Source organism: Candidatus Bathyarchaeota archaeon, assembly GCA_030739585.1.
Taxonomy (GTDB): domain Archaea; phylum Thermoproteota; class Bathyarchaeia; order TCS64; family TCS64.
Genome location: JASLYX010000014.1, coordinates 1 through 17,947 on the forward strand (window position 1 = coordinate 1; position 17,947 = coordinate 17,947).

Here is a 17,947-nt window from a genome sequence, read left to right on the forward strand (position 1 = left end):
ACCGGACGACACGCATAAATACCGACCTCAACCCCATCACTCCAACCAAGGAGAACCCTAATTGGATTCACAGGAGAAATCAAGCCGAATATCAGGATTCTACAAACTCCCAATCAAAAAGAGGCTTTCTATCATCGCTGAAAAAGCCGAGTTAACCCCCGATGAAATAGATCTCCTGACCTCCGGTGGAGGCCTCACTATGGACGTCGCAGATCGAATGATCGAGAATGTCATTGGGTCAATATCCTACCCTATGGGTTTAGCAGTTAACTTTCGCATTGCTGGGATCGACCGCCTCATTCCCATGGTTGGTGAGGAGCCATCCGTTGTGGCTGCTGCCAGCAATGTGGCCAGACTGATGCGAAAGGGAGAAGGCATAGAAATTTCGAAAACCGATCCCGTTATGATCGGTCAGATCCAGATTCTTGAACTCCCCGATATGGATGCCGCTATTAAAAAGCTCGAAGACAGCAAGGATCAGCTCCTCGAACTCGCCAACCAGCAGGACCCCATCCTAGTGAAATTCGGCGGAGGCGCTAGAGACATCCAGCTCAGAACCCTTGAGACTAGAGCAGGACAGATGCTCATTGTCCACCTTCTGGTGGACTGCAGGGATGCCATGGGGGCCAACGCTGTGAATACCATGTGCGAGAAGCTAGCCCCTGTGATAAGCGACATTACTGGCGGAAGAACCCTCCTCAGGATCATTAGCAATCTCGCGGACCACCGCCTCATTAAAGCCACGGGAACCGTCAATAAAAATGACCTCGGAGGTGAGAAAGTCGTAGATGACATCGTCGCAGCCTGGGCATTTGCCGACGCAGACCCATATAGGGCAGCAACCCACAACAAGGGTATCATGAACGGCACCATCGCAGTCGCTCTCGCCGTAGCCCAGGACCATAGGGCAATAGAGGCAGGCGCCCACGCTTACGCCGCCCAGACAGGTAGGTACAGGGCACTCAGTAAATGGTCGAAGAACGAGAACGGCGACCTCATAGGAGAGCTCGAGATGCCAATGGCTGTAGGCATAATTGGCGGTGCTACTAGGACTCACCCGGTCGCCCGTCTCGCCCTTAAGATAATGGGGGTATCAAGAGCGGTGGAGCTCGGGGAGATCATGGTCGCTGTAGGTCTCGCTCAGAACTTGGGCGCCCTCAGGGCCCTGGTCCAAGAGGGCATCCAGCACGGCCACATGCGCTTACACGCCCGAAACCTCGTCGTTATGGCTGGAGCGGACGATGATAACATCACCAGAGCCGTAGAGGCGCTCATTGGCACTGGCGAGATCCGGTTTGACAAGGCCAAAGAGATAGTCGAAAAACTCAAAACCTGACACAGGAGGATATCAAAACGACAATTTATATCGACGACGCAGGTTACGGAGACCTCCTCCATGGTGCAGTCATCGGAGCTTATCGTCCCGAGACCGATGAATTCGTCTACGATATGGTCCACGTTAAATTCTTCCAAGCCCCTAGATTCACAAAGAAAGGCTATCAGAGAGAAGCCGGCAAGATTTCTGTGAAGCTCGTCCAGCGCCTAAAACCCGTGAAAAAGGAGACCATCGAGATCTGCAGGGGGGATATCAACGATAAAGGCGCGGAGTCCCTTGCCTTGAAATACGGGGAAGAACTCGTTAAGCGAGTGAAGGTAGAGGGGAGAGCCCAAGACCTTGTGGAGAATGCTTACCTTGATGAGATCAGGAACTTGGGCTATGAACCTATACCCGAAAGGATGGAGAAATGGGGCAAAAGCTTCTGGCATATGTTTAGGTGGGTAAGCAAGAACCGGAAGATGTTAAAGTATACAAAATCCGGTTGGCCGCGCCTCCAGCGTTACAAGTTGTTCCAGACGAAAAAGAAATAATACCTTTTTATGGAGATATACTGAGAGTGTACCTGTAGACATGAAACCTTGGCTCCTTAATATCCTAGCTTGCCCCATTGATAAGCACCATCCCTTAGAAGCCCACTTCTTTACATGGGAGATGTCTGACGAGGAGATCAAGAACAACGCGGAAAATGTTGGAGGGTCCTCCCCTGAACAGGAGAAAAACTATAAACAGTTAGCAAAGCAGCTTATGGACGGAACCATCAGCCCTCCTGCGATGAAGAACATCACGGACTCATCTAAATCTCAGATCACAAGAGGCTTGCTCACCAGTGCACTTGAGGCTCTCACCAACATCGAGGTAACAGGTGGCAAGGGCGAAAATGAGCTCTTTTACGGGTACTCCCAGAATATAGATGCACTCAATAGATTCATGCATCTCTTGGAGGTTGGCACAGGGCTTCTCATCTGTCCCAAGTGCGGGAGATGGTACCCCATCGGGAGTGCCGTGGAGACCATTCCGGAGATGCTTCCCGATAACCTCAGGGAGAGAAACCGGGACCTGGAATGGATGGAAAAATGGAGCCACCTCATACCCTCAAAAGTGCTTGAGGAAGGGATCCCCTACAACCTTAAACAAAAGAAAAATACCTCTAATTACAACGAATTTCTATGAAAAGTTAGCGGGCTTGAGGTCAAGAAGTAATAAATGCCCCGATCTGAACGATGTGAATTTATCGAATAATTTGAAATTACTTGTTATACTATCAAAAGTGAAAACATGAAGGAAAAGACAGTCTTTTGTTCACCAAAAACGCGATGAATTGCACCTGTCTCAATAATGTTAAGATCTTCTGCTTGGACCCTTCGGAGCAAGCATAATTCTCCCAAAAGAAAAATGTGCTGATATCACAAGAAAGCTCCTAGAGACCTAACGTAAAGCAGTGATCCTATCTAGGAGGTTCAATTCGTTCTCCGGACCAGCGCTTAGAGGTTCTTTTTCTTCTCATCGTCTATCCAAACTATAATGGATTCCGCATCAGAGCCAGAGATAAGCCCTTTAAGATCGCCCTCGAGATCGTTTGGGGCGATCACTGCTATCCACCCCGCCCCATATGGATCGTCATTAATAATCGATGGAGACTTTAGAACCTCCTGATTTATCTCCAGGATCTCCCCGCCTACGGGAGACTTTAGGGGCCCCACCCACTTTCCGCTCTCCACGGTTCCTAAAGTCTTTCCAGCCTTTACTGACCGCCCAACCTTCCGTGTGTTCAGGTTAACCAGCTTTCCAGCCTGCTCCATAGCCCAAGAGTTATAGCCCAGACGGACGTTCTCACCTTCGACCTTCACCCACATGTGATCCCTGTGAAAATACAGGTCATCTGGAAATTCTTTGCCTTCAATAATTACCATGGCTTTTCACCAATACAAGTATCAAAACGCATTTACGTTTTATTACTATTACGATTGCCCTCGTTTACATAGATAGTAGGTGTGCATCTTATCATTATTAGTTGAGAGAAGGGCGACCTCACTCTCTGCGTCATAAAAGGATTTATAAATCAGGGACATCGGGTTTTTCTGATATGTTCCAACGACTTTTGCTCGATGAAAATAAATTACTGCTTGGGATGAAACATGACTGAAAGCGAATTATCTCGGAATCTGGCGGACATTGTAGGTGAAAACTTTGTCACGGATAAGCTATATGAGCGAAAGCTATACGATCACGATATCGCACCCCTACCCACTGAAGTATCCTTCCTCTTCAAAACTGTGCCTGATGCAGTCGTCAAACCGAGGACAATCAAGGAGGTCGCTGAGGTCGTCAAATACGCGTATTCAAAAGATATCCCATTGGTCCCTCGGGGGGCTTCCTCATGGGGGTTTGGGGGCACGATACCCACCCAAGGAGGCATCGTTATGGAGCTTACCCAGATTAACCAGATCATCTCATTAGATATAGGTGGCTTCACGGTAACTGTCGGGGCTGGTCACCGATGGAAAATGCTCCTGGACTATCTCGAGGATCGAGGATTCACCCTTGGCGCATATCCTAGTAGCGCTCCCTCTTCCACCGTGGGGGGGTGGATCGTAACAGGGGGCAGGGGTATAGGTTCTTTGAAATATGGCCCCCTGAAGGAGAACGTTCAGAGTCTAAAGTTAGTAACCCCTAAAGGGGAAATTCTAATTCTATCAAAGGAGAACGATCAAGCATTATTCAAATCGATTTTTGGCTCAGAGGGAACGCTTGGTATAGTTGTTGAGGCTACAATCAGGATAATTCCTAAGCCCGAGGTGGTCTCGTCTCAGATTGCTGTCTTCGATACAATCATCGCTATGGTTGATGCAATTACCGATGTGGTGGGTCATCCTAGAAAACCTTTCTTTGTCGAAATTCTTGACGATGACTACCTAGATCTTGAGAGATCGATAGGGGAGCACGTGCCGGACGCCAAAATGGTGGCGATGTTTGTCTTTGAGGGCAAAGCCTTGGATGTTCAGGTAGATATTGAGGCTCTCGTGCGGACAATATCTGATAGAGGGGGTTCAATGTTGCCGCCAGAGGTTGCCTCTGTTAGGTGGGAGGACCGTTTCTACCCCATGAAGATTAGGAAAGCGGGGCCAACGCTACTTGCTGGGGAGATTACCCACCCGCTGTCGAGTCTTGTTTATGTTATTGATGAAATCCAAAGCATCAAGGAGAAGCACGACCTAAAGCTGGGGATTAAATGTCTCATGGTGGATGAGGCGACGGTGCTTTCTATGCCTATGTATCTTACAGATGAACGGAAGCGGTGGAAATTCATGTCTATTCTACCTGTTGTAAACGAGATAACATTGATTGGATTGAAAGCTGGCGGGAGGCCGTACGGATTCGGAATATGGAACACTTTTTACTTCAGAGACGTTCACGGGGAGGAAAAAGTTCGGGAGATGAAGGAGTTGAAGAGGACCCTTGATCCACGGGACATAATGAACCCGGGGAAGATGTATCAGATCAAGACAAGGTACGGGATCCCTCTATGGGGAACTTTGTACAGAGTCATGACGTTCTTCCTTAGGGCAATGAGGTATTTCTGAGGTACTCTAAGATGAAGATGGCTGAGATCAAGACCCATGACCTCGAGGAGGATCTCTATTCCTGTGTCCAGTGCGGCTATTGTCAGGACGTCTGCCCTATCTACAACGAGATCCCCTGGGAATCGGCGTCCCCTAGAGGAAAGCTTTACTGGATCAAGAGCATCCTCACGACTGGGTTTATGAGGCCTAGTATCCAGCTCGACGAGGATCTAGTAGACCGGCTCTTCCAGTGCACCTTATGCGGTCGGTGTCATGAGGTCTGCCAGACTTCCCTTGATACCATGGGGATCTGGAAGTCTGCAAGAGCCGAGGTGTTCAAGTCCGGTATGAGACCAAAGAACTTGGAGTCAATAGCGGGGAACCTTGAGGAGTCCATGAACCCGTATGGGCTGGACGCTGATATGCGTCTAGACTGGGCAGATTACACGGATTTGGAGGAGGTGCCAGAGAAGGACGAGGCGGCGATCGCCTTCTTCGTGGGGTGCACCACCGCGTTCAAGGGGGCCAACCATGGGATAGGTTACTCGATAGCCACGCTGCTAACTCACATAGGGGAGGACTGGACGCTCCTCGGGGAGGATGAATGGTGCTGCGGGGGCCCACTAATCATGTCCGGGGACGAGGAGGGGGCCAAGGTCTTTGTAGAGCATAACATCGCGGAGCTAGGGCGGAGAGCCGTGAAGACACTTATCACAGGCTGCCCGGCCTGCTTCAGGATGTGGAAGATCGAGATTCCTGAGCTCCTTGGAAAAGATCTGGGCTTTGAGGTGTTACATAGCCTCGAGTTCTTCAATCAACGGGTCGAGGAAGGCAAGCTCGTGCTCCCAGATTCTGATGATGTGTTGACCTACCATGATCCATGTGAGCTCTCAAGACTCTGTGGAGTAGTGGATGAGCCGAGGAAGTTATTAGGAGGTCTCTCTAGCGGGTTCGTAGAGATGCCGGAGAACGGTGTTGATGTCATGTGCTGCGGCGGAGGGGGCCTACTCCAGGCGTCCGATAACATGCTCAGGCTGTCGATTGCGAAGCGGAGGATCGAACAAGCAAAGTCGGTAGGGGCCGGACTTATCACCTCTGCGTGTCCGGCATGTAACTTAACTCTCAAGGACGGCGTTGGGGAACTGGAGGAGAATATCGAGGTGCTCGACCTAGTGGAGTATATGGTCAAAAAGTTGGGCCTTGACTGAGTTTTGTCGTTGTTTGGCCTGATTTTGATCGATGTAGCCCCGGAGGTATCCCTGAAAGCTTTAAATTGGGAACTGTATAATGGGTTCGTCGGTTGGGTCCGTAGCTCAGCAAGGTAGAGCGGTGGCCTCTTAAGCCATTGGCCGAGGGTTCGAATCCCTCCGGACCCGCTAATCCTTAAGTTTCTTTCTCGCGTGCAAAAGAATATTAAAATCGTTGAATGTTTTCAACTGATCATATACAATGATTACACCTTGGTCAAGATGTTCTGAAATAATGAAGAATTTTTGTTGATGAGTTTATGCAATCTTTTGTTATACGCATTTTTTAAAGGCCAATATAAACTGACGCCCACTCTTCTGTTAGAGTATATTTATTTAATTCTAGCTATTTTTCCTTTCGTTTAGATTTCTATTTTAGTTTGGAGATTAACCAAATACAATTCATGTTTATATATGAACGGTTAGTTCAGTTGCCCTTTTTATCATCCTAAGTCATTAAGTGTTTCTTCTCTTATTCAAACTCTATTAAAACTAATCGTGCACAATCACCAATGTTTCCTAGACAAACTCCTCGCGCATACAGCATTTCATCAAAGGGATATCATGGATAATATTCTTTTCCTCTAACCTTTATTTCATTGAACAATCTATTGAAAACTTTGAAATACTTAGACCACTTTTCACCTTCTCACGCATGCCAAAGTTTATAGGGGATATGTAGATGCAGAAAGCGGATGTAAGCGTTATTGCAGTGGCAAGCTCTCACGGGATCATGCACGCTTACTTGGTGCTTCTTCCAGCTTTAATCCCCTTATTGAAAGGGGATATGGGAAACTACTGGACTTTAGGTCTTCTGACATCTCTCGTCTTTCTCTTCTACGGTTGGGGGTCGTTCCCTGTTGGATTCCTAGCAGATCGCGTATCTAAAAAACTCCTGATCTCGACCTCAATGGCGATGTGTGGAATCTCTGCTGTAATTGTGAGTCTCTCTCATTCTCTCCCAATTACAGCTCTCGCGTTTATACTATTAGGGATAGGCGCCAGTCTCTACCATCCCCCGGGATATGCCTCGATGGCTTTGTTATCTCATAGAATACGGGGCCGCTACATGGGAATCCAGGGGCTCGGAGGAGATCTAGGAATGGCGATTTCATTTCTTACAACTACGGCAATTGGATCTTTTTTTGGATGGCGGAATGCCTTCCTGGCCTGGGGGTTGCTGGGTATCCTTATGGCAGTTGTGGATATGCAGACCATCATCGACGAGACAATTCAAACAGGTCCCTCTGTTTTCCGCCTGAACTATCTGGATACCTTGAGGAGAATGTTCACTACAGATCACCTAAGGAACCTGCTTCTGGTCTCGATCATCGTGGTCTGCAGCGGGGCCCTCTGGAACGGGGTCTCAGCGTTCATTCTCGCTTACATCAATGAGGTGAAAGGGGTCAGCATTCTCATCGCAGGGGGCCTCTCCACATTCAAATACACAATTGGGGCATTTGGAAATGTACTCGGGGGAGAACTATCGGACCGGCTAGGTCGTCGCAAAATCCTCCTCTTCGGCTTCGGGCTTTTCACAGTCTCTCTTCTAGCCCTCACAATATCCCCTGGAAACCTCATTCTGATGTTCCTGATGGTTGGTATTCTAGGGTTTAGCTTTTTTATCACTCAGTCACCAATGAACGCCCTGATAGGGGACGTGAGCCACAGGGACACCGTTGGGGTCACCTATGGCGTCAACTTCTCTATCAAATATGGTATAGGTAGCTTCGCTCCGGTATTAGCTGGATATCTCGCAGCCAAATACACCATGGACTATGTTTTTTACTTTTTCGCGGTTATCTCGATGGTGGCCTTCGGCGTCTCCTTCATGGTCAGGACCAATGGAAAGTAGACCGTAGTCTTCGCTATCTGAGTTTATTCTTTAAAGGAGTTATGAGAGATAGATGTGGAACATCATGAGCGAGAGATATATTGAGAAGCGCCTCTCGTCGATAAAGGCACGATCACACTCCAGAGTTCTCTCCATAGCGAAGGGGATGGACGGGGTGATTAATCTGAGCGGTGGAGACCCTGACTTCGACACACCTGGTCATATCACGGAAGCCCTTAAGGAAGCTATTGCGGGGGGCAAAACCCATTACCCTCCCACTCACGGACTTCCCTCTTTGCGTGGTGCCATCGCCGAATATCACGGTAAACACGCAGTAGACTGGGAAGCGGGGGAGGTCACTATAACTGCTGGGAGCGGTGTATCCCTCTTTGCATCTACGATGGGCACTGTGAATCCCGGGGAGGAGGTTATCCTTTTGGAGCCCTATTATATGAGATACTCAAATCTTGTTGAGTACATCGGAGCCAGAGAAGTGGGCGTCCCCTTGAATGAGACCAATGGTTACCGCCTCGACCTTGAGGCTTTAAAGGAGAATTTATCTGGAAAGACGAAATTGATCATCCTGTGTAACCCCAATAACCCTTCTGGGACTGTCTTTACAAAGGAGGAGATGAAAGGGATAGCCGACGTGGCAATAGACGAGGACCTCCTCGTCCTTAGCGATGAGGTCTACTGTGAATTCCTATGGGACGGGAGAGAACATACTACCATTGCCTCCTTACCGGGGATGAGAGAGAGGACCATTATCAGCAGCAGTTTTTCTAAGACCTTCGCTATGACAGGGTGGCGCCTAGGATATTTTATAGCCGAAAAGAGCCTAACCTCAAATATCCGGAAAATTCCCCTGGGTTACAGGACTAACATCTTCGTTCAGATAGCGGGAGTCGCAGCCATGCGGGGTCCATGGGAACCCGTGAACGCAATGGCGGAGGAGTACGACAGGAGACGCAAATACATGGTGCCCCGCCTCTCCGCGATCGAGGGCATCAACTGCCACAACTCAGAAGGGTCGTACTTCTTATTTCCCAACATTGAGGATCTAGGCATCGGCTCGGAGGAGTTCTGCGAATCGCTTCTGAGGGAGAAGAAAATATTGGCTCGACCGGGAACCACCTTTGGGAACACAGGAGAGGGTCACATAAGGATCTCTCTCACAAAATCCATTGAGGATCTCGATGAGATTGCCCAGTCAATTGAGGATCATGTAAGAATGACTATTGATTGATCGATTCTTATTCCCTTCATCATTTTACACCAAAAAGAGATAATAACCAAGAGTACATCTCCACATTAACCGGGGAAACTTATGCCGATATTTAGCGCAGAACAGCTTAGGACCATTGGGACATCCATCTTCTTAAGACTAGGCGTTCCGGTGGAAGACGCCGAGCTTGTCTCGGAACTCCTTATTGATGCAAATCTAACGGGATTTGACAGCCATGGGATGATCCGGCTTCCCATATATTCTCGAGGAATCAAGATGGGAGCCGTGAAGCCTGGGGCAGAAATCAGGTTGGTAGAGGAAACTCCAACTTCTGCGGTAATCGACGGGGGATGGAACCTTGGCCAGGTAGTGGCCACGTACGCTATGGGAGTCTGTATCGAAAAGGCGAGAAACGGCGTCATAGGCCTCGTCACTGTGAGGAACAGTATGCATGTGGGCCGATGCAACACCTATGCTGAGATGGCAATGCGCGAGGGCATGCTGGGGATGATGTCGGTGAACTCTGCGAGTTATGTTGCCCCCTTCGGGGGCAAGTCTAAACAATTGGGGACTAATCCGCTTTGCTTCGCGATTCCAACCGGGAAGGAGCCTCCAATGGTTCTGGATATGGCCACCTCGGTCTGGGCACGGGGGAAAATTATGGTTGCCATGGCTCGGGGGGAGGAGCTCCCCGAGGGGATTTTTATGGACCCTAATGGGAAACCTACCACTAATCCCGACTGGTACACTCAAGGCGGAGTCCTGAGGACCCTGGGAGCCATCGCCGGTTACAAGGGATTCGGTCTCTCCCTTCTCGTGGAGATCCTTACTGGAATACTCACTGAGGCCGGAACATCCAACAGTGACGAGTACCGGTCTAGGCCCTTCTACGGTGGCAACGGGATATTCATGATGGCCATTGACATCGGAAAGATGACGGACCTTGGTAGGTTCAAGTCAAAGGTTGATGATCTCCTCCGAAAGGTGCGTGAGTCCCCAATAGCCCCTGAATTTGAGGAGATTCTTATCCCCGGAGATCCAGAGCGGAGGTGCAAGGAGAGGCGGTTACGGGAAGGCATCTACATCGAAGACAAGACATGGAGGGACATCGTGGCCTTGGCTGAAGAACTGGGGGTCCCCATCCCAGATCCAAAAAGTTAAACAACATCGCTTGTCAGATCGTTTCAAAGTGAGTTGAGCGTTGGGGTTATCTTTGATCCTTTTTACTTTATGAATTCGCGGCCATATTTTCTTATGTTACTTATAAACCCTCAACTAACTGGTCTTAATTTGTTCATTCAACGAAAAAGGAGGAGTTCGCACGCGAAAGGTTAAGAAAATGGAGTCGTCGCGCTCGCATCGTAGTTTGGTTGGCGGGTCTTTTATGATATAGCACCATGATTTATCTGAGTTGAAGCTTTCCTCCGAGTATAATCTCGCTGTGCTGCATCCGATTTCATCTAACAAACTCGAACTCCCTGCTCAGTGGAGTGATCCCTCTTATTTTCTTCAAGAGCATTTTCTCCCCCATCCTGTTACTCACAAGGAGTGGCTCCTCTGCCCTGTACAGCTTCTCTGCGTTGGCCAGCTTTCGTTCGCTGTTTCCGTAGATCCGAAGGAGGGGGTCCCCCATGGAGACCTGGTCGCCGGTCTTTACATGTAAGAGAATTCCAGCATATTTATCCCCAGGGGCCCCCGCTTCCCTCGCAATGCGGGCAATAGCCCGGTTATTGATCCCAAGGACTCTGCCATCTAGTTCCGCCTCAATATCCACCCAATTGTTGGGTATTTCGAGATCTATAGGATTAACATTAGGGTCTCCCCCTTGAGCATCTATAATCTCTCTCATCTTCTCCAAGGCCTTTCCGGAGTCAAGAATTTCCTTGGCAAGACCCTGACCGTTGCTCTCCCCCACCATCTCAAAGAGCACGCCAGCTATGCCTAGAGCCTTGTTTACGAGATCCGGAGGGCCCATCCCCATGAGAGCCTCCAAAGCCTCCTTTGCTTCCAAAATGGGTCCTACAGCTCTACCAATAGGCTGCCCTCCTTCACTAATAAAACACTCAATATCCATGTCAAGGCGGCTTCCGAGTTCCTTAAACTTGATGGCAAGTTGCTCAGCCTGGTTAATAGTTGCGATCTTGGTTCCTATCCCGCTGGGGATATCTACTACTATGTGGGTGGAACCCATGGCTTTCTTTTTACTGATAATGCTGGGGAGGAGGAGTGGATCAATGGAGAGCGGGTACTCAACCCTGATGAATAGATCGTCAGCTGGGGCCAGATCTATGGCTCCCCCCCAGACTATGCATGCACCGAGATCGTCAACTATCTTGGAGATCTTCTCTATCTTTAGGTTGACGGGGGCGAGGGTCTCCATTCTATCTGCTGTCCCCGCGGGGGAGGTGATAGCTCTTGAACTGGATTTGGGTATGATGTATCCCGCCGCAGCGACAATAGGGACAACAAGGAGGGTGGTTTTGTCCCCAGGGACCCCCCCGATACTATGCTTGTCAAGAATAGGACCCTTACCAAAGCTTATCGTCTTCCCAGTCTGGATCATTGCCCTTGACAGGGCTTCGACCTCCTCCATGTTGGTGCCGTGAATTTCCAAGGCTGTGACGAAGGCCGCAAGTTCGATGCTGCTCAAGTGGTGCTCCACGACATCCTCTACGATCTTGTGCATCTTCCATGGGGTGAGCCTCTCTCCTGAGATCTTCTCCCTGATGAAACCAAGGGACTCAGGTCTCGCAGCAGGTCTAACACTAACGGTGTCACCATTTTCAAGGTCAAGCCGTTCCATCACCTCCCTGTAGACGCCAATGACACCTTCAGGGAAGTCAAAGGCAATATTCAAAATAGTCGATACTTCGGAGCAGTTGATATTAACAAACAGCCGATCGTCTGAGAGTACCCCTAGTCTTTCAGCCTCGCTTTTCGAGAGAACTACAATGAGATTACCCCCTGCCTCAATCTCCAAGTTCAAAACCTTGAGTTCCAGATGTTATCCTCCAAAAGCGTTTAACTATAATGAATGCGATGAATAAAAAAGCATCAGAGAACTTAGGAGAGAATATTTAATGAGATATATCGATTTCGTGGATCTTGATTATGAGCCTTCCGAGAAGGATCTCATCTGCGGTTTTCACCTTGAAACCGCGGGCCCTCCTCTCAACATCGTTGCAGGGGGAGTCGCCGCCGAGAGTTCCATAGGTACCTGGACAGAACTCACCACCGTCAAGCCTTATATGGCGGGACTACAAGCCACGACTTTTGAGATCAAAGAAAACGAGATCAGCGTAGCGTATCCCCATGAGCTTTTCGAGCCAGGGAATATGCCTAATATCCTGAGCAGCGTCTCGGGCAATGTTTTCGGTCTTGAAGACATCAAGAGCCTCAGGCTCAACGAAATCAAGTTCCCAGCGGGACTCATGGAGGGATTTAAGGGCCCAAAATACGGTATAGACGGCATCCGGAAGCTTCTTGGAATAAACGAGCGCCCCCTAGTCGGAACCATCATTAAGCCGAAACTTGGCCTCAGGACTGAGGACCATGCTAAGATAGCCTACGAAGCATGGAGGGGTGGCTGTGACATCGTAAAAGACGATGAGAATCTGAGCGGCCAAGCCTTTAATCCTTTCGAAGATCGTCTCCGAGAAACCTTGGAGGCGAGGGACAGGGCTGAGGAAGAAACGGGAGAGACGAAAGTTTACATGGTAAACGTGACGGCTGAAACTGATGAGATGATCCGCCGAGCCGGGCTCATAGAGGACCAGGGGGGTAGATACATGATGGTTGACATCCTCACCTGCGGATGGTCTGCACTTCAGACCCTCCGAGACCGGGACTTTGACCTCGTGATCCATGCCCATCGTGCTGGTCATGCAGCTTTCACCCGTTCTCACTCTCACGGGATAAATATGAGGGTCATCGCTAAGGTTGCCCGAATTATTGGCGTAGACCAGCTTCATATTGGGACTGCAGTGGGAAAGATGGCGGAGACGGCCACCGAGGTCAAGGGAAATATGATGACTCTCCTCGAGCCCCTCCACGGCATGAAGGATGTCTTTCCAGTCGCCTCCGGTGGCCTATACCCAGGACTTATCCCAGCCCTGATGAAGATTTTCGGTAAGAACTTTATTATCCAGGCTGGTGGAGGAATCCACGGTCACCCGGATGGATCTATTTCTGGGGCCCGGGCCATGAGGCAAGCAGTGGACGCTGTGATGGCTGAAAGGAGCCTTGAGGATTATGCTGATGACCACGTAGAACTTGAGACGGCTTTGGATACTTGGTCAGGGTCCTGAGGCCCCGAGAATCCAGGGATAACGCCTCCGTACGGCCTCAACGACTGCGTGAGGGGGAAGGACTCCCTCTTCGCAGATGATCCCGTGGATATATTCCCGCCGTGTAACGTCGAAAGCGGGGTTCCTGATCTTGAGCCTTTTCGGACGATCGATCCATACCTCGTCGGGGGATCTCTCCTCAATGATCTCGAAATTCCCGTGGATAGTTTTTGGATCAAACTTGAATAGCTCAGTGGCGACGTAGAAGGGAGTACGGGCCTCCTTGGACGCGAGAGCGATCAAACTCGTTCCAATCTTGTTTATGACATTTCCCTCAGACGTGATCGCATCTGATCCGACTAGGACGAAGTCAACTCTATTCAGGAACGTCCTAACTGCGGAATCCACAAGCATCGTTACATTCACTCCCGCATTCATCATCTCCTTTGCTGTAATCCTTCCCTGGTACCGGGGCCGAGTCTCCGTTAGAAAGAGCTCGAAATCTGCACCGTTTGCCTTGGCCGTTTTAAGGATCTCGCACACGGCTGAGGAGCGGCAATGGGTCAGGATCCGAGACCCATTGGTAATCCGTTTTGTCCCCACTTCTGTTATCTTTCGCCTAGCACTCTTGAAAGCTTCTACGAATTCGTCTGAGACTCTCTGTACGAGGCCGGAAAACCCTGAAGGAGTCCAGTCTTTTCGCTGGAGAATCCACTCAACATAGCTGACCGCGTTTCTCATAAATGGCTCCGTCTCTCGAGACGCGAAAAGGATGGTTTTAGCTTGGGAGACTTCAACCAGAACATTGTCACGTTCAGTGTCTTCCAGTGATATTAAGTGGTCAACAATGGCTTTCAGTGCCGTGAAGGCGACATTTGTAGCTCCTTGGACCTCCATACGTTTGATTCTCCCGGCCGCTTCCCGAATATCTTCCATGATGCTCTCACGTTATGTTAATTTGTGCTCTTAATTCGTTTCCTATAATTTTTACAAATAAGGCTGTTACTAAATAGAAGAAAATTCTCGTGCGCTAGGAAAAAACTTGGTTTGATCTAGTGACTTTAATGAACAAGTATCCAATATAATCGGTTAAACGTAAAACGCTTTCTTTTTTTTGGAGTTAAGGGGACATTTCATAAAGCATAACAACTTTTATCTTTTTAGGGGTTTTTCCAGTTTTCTTCTCATGAAAAATGTGAGTCTTAAAATATTCTTGGAGATAGAGACTTTATAGTTATTTTGTTGAGGCCTTGAGAGAATGGGCAACAATATGGATTCTGAACGCATAAATAATAGACATGAGCCTTGAGATTATATTAGAGCAAACCAAATATGAAAGGAAATACATGATATTTGAACTAGTCAATTAGAATCAAAATCAGTTTAGAGGAAATAACTTGAATTGGATAATTGAAGCAAAGAAAAGAGCAGCATCCAGGGCTGTAGATCAGATTGAAAGCGGAATGGTTCTTGGAATTGGAAGCGGCACCACAACCGCTGAAGCAATCAAGATCATAGGGCAGAAATTGAAGAATGGATATCTATCGGATATTATAGGCGTGCCCACCAGCTATCATTCCATTCAAGAAGCCGTAAAATCCGGAATACCTTTGACAACACTCGACGAACATCCTCAACTAGACTTAGGTATCGATGGCGCTGACCAGATCGACTCAAATTTAAATGCGATAAAAGGCCACGGAGGGGCCATGCTCAGAGAAAAAATCGTCGCATCGTGCTGCAATAGATATATCCTGATTGTTGACGAAACTAAACAAGCAAACACATTGGGCACAAGTCAAGAAGTATATTTGGAGGTACATCCATTTTCCATAAAACCTGTACTCAACAAGATCATCAAGATGGGGGCCAAGGCGAGAGTAAGACAGGCTGCCCACAAATTTGGACCGGTCGTAACCGATAATGGGAATAATTTAATAGATGCTCTTTTTGGACCAATCGATGATCCCCGTAAACTAAACGGTCAACTCCATTCGGTGCAGGGTTTAATTGAGACGGGACTTTTCATTGGTTATGCGGACACTGCGTTTATAGGTACAAAGTTCGATGTTCACGAAATAAAGACCAAATTTTAGTGTCAATTTCAATCCTGATTTATCTTGATCCAACGACAATCATAGCGCGCGCGAATTCTTAACTAAGACACTTGACAATGTAATCTAAGACTTTTTGTGAAGTTTTTCCGGGGCTGTCTACATTATCTAAGATAAAATCTGCCTCTTGATTGTCTTGATGATCTTGAGCACGAACAACTCTGGTGAGTACCTCTTTATAGGACTCGCGCCCCCGCTCAATGATCCTATCAGCTGTTACCCCTAGGGGTACACGGAGGAAAATTACCCTTGCTCCAGGGAACTTTTCTCTTGCAGTTTGAATTACCTTTCTAGACACGTTCAATAGAACTGGATGACCTGCTTTGAGCCAATCCTGCACTTCGTGACGTATTCCGTAAAAATGATCGTATGATTCCCACTCTAATATGAACCCACCAGTCTCCCTTAAATATTGAAATGTCTCTTTGCTCACTGACTCGAATTTCTCACTATCAGATCTTTGTCTCGTGATAACTCTCTTTGGGACTTTTAATTTCTTGTAACCGGCAGGGAACCTCTTTTGAACCTCCTCTATTATTGTGTCTTTTCCTGCACCAGAATTACCTATAATCAAAAAACATTTACTCACTATTGGGCCCCTGGGTGTTCCATAAATTCTCCCTGAAAACTGTATATAAATACGTGCTCGCGCGCGAGAATCAACATGGGTTAAAATGGGATTTGTCTTTTAAATCCGGATTATATTTCAAAATAGACAAGCGTTTGATAGAGGTTTGGATATTGATCAGTTGTGGATTATATAATTTTTCTAGTAATTTCATGGAATGTCCTCCTTCGCTTATTTGCAGTGATTTTTGAGTTAATTACAGGGTTGGAGGATCGCGCGTTTTATGCATATATTCGACATGCAAAAATCGGATCCCTTCTTAGGCACACAGTCACGATGATTTGTATCTCTGTTACCTGAGCGGTCTCGTGGAGAGGAACTACAGGGGGGAGGTAGAAAACCTCTCGTTTTTGTGAGTGCACTGATCTACAACGTAAAAAAATGCTGTACATATCAGGGGGATTCTCTAGAACCACATTGTTTGGGTAATATGTGGATTCCCTGACTTTGCTGGTCTGAGTTTATGACCTGGTTATTCCCCTATAAAAATAATGTAATTCGCATCTCATCGCCAGGGGGATCCGAGACACATGAAACCAACGACTATAGTGGAGTTAATCATAATCCTTGCAGATCCCGGTTATTTCAAATTTAATTGTAAGACGCTGCGGTCGCAGTGTATTTGGTGAGATATACCCCAGATAAGGCGGATAAAATGTGGTCCAAACAGGAAGGCCTTAGAACTCCTAGGATTGAAGGACCGGGAGGGATGATATTAGCCAATATACCTCAAAAAGTAAATAGCTTTGGACGTCTGTTCATACCAGGCCGTGGTGACAGAGTGGTTATCGTGCTGGTCTCGAAAACCAGTGGCCTTTGTGCCTCAAGGGTTCGAATCCCTTCCGCGGCGCCACAACCCAAAACCGTGACTTTGTAGGCTATCTGAGAGCTCGTAGACTGGCGGATACTACAGTTGAGTATAAGCTCAGGTTGATCAGGCATCTTGAACTAAGGTTCAATCTGTGGGACACTGAGTCGATCAAGGATTACATCAGGGATGGTGAATGTGGGAGCCGAAGGAAGAATAATCTGTCCTACGCTTACCGTGACTGGTGCAGGTGGAAAGGATTCGAGTATGTGTCGGTTTATAATGATTCCAAAGTACTCAGAAAACGGAAATAAACCATCGCGTACGTGGTGTCTAGTACCTTCTTAGGATATTTTTCACTTTGTGAATGCTAAAGATCGGATTCGTGGGGATGGATGTGAACCCCTCTCATTATATCTTTATGTTCATATCCTCCGGGTTCATTCCACTCTTTCTATTTTCACATGGGCACACACATATCTATCACCTAGCCCCTCACACATCCACCCTTTGAAACCCGATCTCACCGTATGACAATGAAACCTCCACACAGAGACACTGTACTGGCACCCTTGCGCGAACAGGGGATTTCTGGGCTGCTGCTTTTATCAGATTCTACAAAGTGGTCTCCACAAGATAGAGATTCTTCGTAAAGCCCCCCCGCTTTTCTGATTTATCTAATCGCATTATTTCGAGTTCCTCCATAGTAATTCCACGAAGTTCAATAATACGATGAATCACCTCAAGTAAATCAGCTAACTCTTCAGGCGACTTACTCTGGAGATACTCATCAACTTCCTCCCCTAGTTTTTTCTCCATCTCTAACAGAAACGCGTCATTTGGAAGAATCTCAACAGTACAGTTCGCACCGGATTCTCTGATTATTTCAGGAATACTGTCTCTAAT

The 17,947-nt window shown here is 47.9% G+C and carries 15 protein-coding genes and 2 tRNA genes; 12 read left to right on the forward strand and 5 right to left on the reverse strand.

The annotated features are described in order from the left end of the window. Positions 1-61: 61 nt before the first annotated feature. From QGG23_07865 to QGG23_07875, 3 genes are all read left to right on the forward strand, one after another. Complete coding sequence (locus QGG23_07865) at positions 62-1,336, forward strand: hydroxymethylglutaryl-CoA reductase, degradative (GenBank protein ID MDP6049334.1); 1,275 nt, start codon at positions 62-64, stop codon at positions 1,334-1,336. Positions 1,337-1,449: 113 nt separating this feature from the next. Then, positions 1,450-1,869, forward strand: coding sequence for a hypothetical protein (locus tag QGG23_07870; GenBank protein MDP6049335.1), 420 nt, complete (start codon positions 1,450-1,452; stop codon positions 1,867-1,869). 40 nt (positions 1,870-1,909) lie between these two features. After that, positions 1,910-2,509: a Trm112 family protein gene (locus tag QGG23_07875; GenBank protein ID MDP6049336.1), complete on the forward strand. Its 600-nt coding sequence runs from the start codon at positions 1,910-1,912 to the stop codon at positions 2,507-2,509. A gap of 311 nt (positions 2,510-2,820) precedes the next feature. On the opposite strand, the gene gcvH is transcribed toward QGG23_07875, so the two are convergent. Continuing rightward, positions 2,821-3,249: a glycine cleavage system protein GcvH gene (gene gcvH, locus QGG23_07880; GenBank protein MDP6049337.1), complete on the reverse strand. Its 429-nt coding sequence runs from the start codon at positions 3,247-3,249 to the stop codon at positions 2,821-2,823. Positions 3,250-3,474: 225 nt separating this feature from the next. Here gcvH and QGG23_07885 point away from each other — a divergent pair, with 225 nt between their 5' ends. From QGG23_07885 to QGG23_07910, 6 genes are all read left to right on the forward strand, one after another. After that, a complete protein-coding gene (locus QGG23_07885; protein MDP6049338.1) occupies positions 3,475-4,920 on the forward strand; it encodes an FAD-binding oxidoreductase in 1,446 nt (481 codons plus the stop codon). 11 nt (positions 4,921-4,931) lie between these two features. Continuing rightward, complete coding sequence (locus QGG23_07890; GenBank protein MDP6049339.1) at positions 4,932-6,107, forward strand: (Fe-S)-binding protein; 1,176 nt, start codon at positions 4,932-4,934, stop codon at positions 6,105-6,107. A 94-nt stretch (positions 6,108-6,201) separates the two neighbouring features. Further along, positions 6,202-6,275, forward strand: a tRNA-Lys gene (locus tag QGG23_07895). Between the two features lie 553 nt (positions 6,276-6,828). Beyond that, entirely contained in the window at positions 6,829-8,001 is a 1,173-nt protein-coding gene (locus QGG23_07900; protein MDP6049340.1) for an MFS transporter, read from the forward strand. A 64-nt stretch (positions 8,002-8,065) separates the two neighbouring features. Then, entirely contained in the window at positions 8,066-9,226 is a 1,161-nt protein-coding gene (locus tag QGG23_07905; protein ID MDP6049341.1) for an aminotransferase class I/II-fold pyridoxal phosphate-dependent enzyme, read from the forward strand. Positions 9,227-9,307: 81 nt separating this feature from the next. Next, positions 9,308-10,366, forward strand: coding sequence for an Ldh family oxidoreductase (locus QGG23_07910; GenBank protein MDP6049342.1), 1,059 nt, complete (start codon positions 9,308-9,310; stop codon positions 10,364-10,366). 295 nt (positions 10,367-10,661) lie between these two features. Here QGG23_07910 and QGG23_07915 read toward each other — a convergent pair whose 3' ends face one another. Next, positions 10,662-12,191: an AMP phosphorylase gene (locus QGG23_07915; GenBank protein MDP6049343.1), complete on the reverse strand. Its 1,530-nt coding sequence runs from the start codon at positions 12,189-12,191 to the stop codon at positions 10,662-10,664. A gap of 94 nt (positions 12,192-12,285) precedes the next feature. On the opposite strand from QGG23_07915, the gene rbcL reads away from it, so the two are divergent. Then, a complete protein-coding gene (gene rbcL / locus QGG23_07920; protein MDP6049344.1) occupies positions 12,286-13,512 on the forward strand; it encodes a type III ribulose-bisphosphate carboxylase in 1,227 nt (408 codons plus the stop codon). On the opposite strand, the gene QGG23_07925 is transcribed toward rbcL, so the two are convergent. After that, complete coding sequence (locus QGG23_07925) at positions 13,501-14,427, reverse strand: S-methyl-5-thioribose-1-phosphate isomerase (protein MDP6049345.1); 927 nt, start codon at positions 14,425-14,427, stop codon at positions 13,501-13,503. The genes rbcL and QGG23_07925 overlap by 12 nt on opposite strands. Before the next feature lie 461 nt (positions 14,428-14,888). Between QGG23_07925 and rpiA the strand changes: the two genes are divergently transcribed. Further along, positions 14,889-15,587: a ribose 5-phosphate isomerase A gene (gene rpiA, locus QGG23_07930; protein MDP6049346.1), complete on the forward strand. Its 699-nt coding sequence runs from the start codon at positions 14,889-14,891 to the stop codon at positions 15,585-15,587. Between the two features lie 58 nt (positions 15,588-15,645). On the opposite strand, the gene QGG23_07935 is transcribed toward rpiA, so the two are convergent. Continuing rightward, positions 15,646-16,194: a phosphonate metabolism protein/1,5-bisphosphokinase (PRPP-forming) PhnN gene (locus QGG23_07935; protein MDP6049347.1), complete on the reverse strand. Its 549-nt coding sequence runs from the start codon at positions 16,192-16,194 to the stop codon at positions 15,646-15,648. A gap of 806 nt (positions 16,195-17,000) precedes the next feature. Between QGG23_07935 and QGG23_07940 the strand changes: the two genes are divergently transcribed. Beyond that, positions 17,001-17,086, forward strand: a tRNA-Ser gene (locus QGG23_07940). Positions 17,087-17,656: 570 nt separating this feature from the next. Here the strand turns inward: QGG23_07940 and QGG23_07945 are convergent. Then, a partial coding sequence (locus tag QGG23_07945) for a nucleoside triphosphate pyrophosphohydrolase (GenBank protein MDP6049348.1) occupies positions 17,657-17,947 on the reverse strand: 291 nt, incomplete at its 5' end.